The organism is Nocardiopsis listeri NBRC 13360, assembly GCF_001570765.1.
Taxonomy (GTDB): domain Bacteria; phylum Actinomycetota; class Actinomycetes; order Streptosporangiales; family Streptosporangiaceae; genus Nocardiopsis; species Nocardiopsis listeri.
In genome coordinates this window covers 1-775 of record NZ_BCSH01000143.1, presented here as the reverse complement: position 1 = coordinate 775, position 775 = coordinate 1, and the positions used below count along the sequence as shown (strand labels likewise).

The 775-nt window shown below is 67.7% G+C and carries 2 protein-coding genes; both read left to right on the top strand.

The annotated features are described in order from the left end of the window. Nucleotides 1-609, top strand: a 609-nt coding sequence (locus NLI01S_RS24835; protein ID WP_305778458.1) for an acyl carrier protein, incomplete at its 5' end; no start/stop codon positions are given. A gap of 26 nt (nt 610-635) precedes the next feature. Further along, nucleotides 636-775: polyketide synthase docking domain-containing protein (locus NLI01S_RS26770; RefSeq protein WP_223809383.1), on the top strand; the 140-nt coding region annotated here is incomplete at its 3' end.

Below are 775 nucleotides of genomic sequence, written 5' to 3'. Positions count from 1 at the left end.
AAGGGCGGTGCCATTCCACTGACCACCGAACAGGGCCTGGCCCTGTTCGACGCGGCGAGGCGGATCGATGAGCCGGTCGTCGTCCCCACCCGCTTGGACACCGCGGCCCTGCGGGCCCAGGCCAACTCCGGAGTCGTCCCGGCGCTGCTGCGTGGACTCGTGCATGTCTCCGCTCGGCGGACGGCCCGCGCGGCGACGGAGCAAGCCGAAGGCCTCCTGACCGAACGCCTGGCCGGGATGTCGAATGCGGCCAGGGAGGGTTTCCTTCTGGGTCTCGTGCGCACGAACGCGTCGGCTGTTCTCGGCCACGCCACGTTCGACGCCATCGGCGCGACCCGCCCCTTCAAGGAGATCGGTTTCGACTCGCTGACGGCCGTGGAGTTGCGCAACCGGTTGAACACGGCGACGGGGTTGCGGCTGCCCGCAACGCTGGTCTTCGACTACCCCACGCCGACCGATCTCGCGGCACGGCTCTGGCAGGACCTCATTCCGGAGGAGGCCGCGCAGGCCGATTCGGATGCCGAACCCGAGGCGGACACCGCCGACCTGATCGACGAACTCAACGTCGCGGACCTGGTCCAGCGGGCGCTGGGCACGTCCGAGAACTGAGCAGACCCGGAGGACTAGGGAGAGTCATGGCTACCTCGAACAAGCAACTTGTGGAAGCACTCCGGGCGTCGGTCAAGGAGAACGAGCGTCTGCAGCAGCGGAATCGGAAGTTCTCGGAACCGATCGCGATCGTGGGGATGGGGTGTCGGTTCCCTGGTGGTGTGGT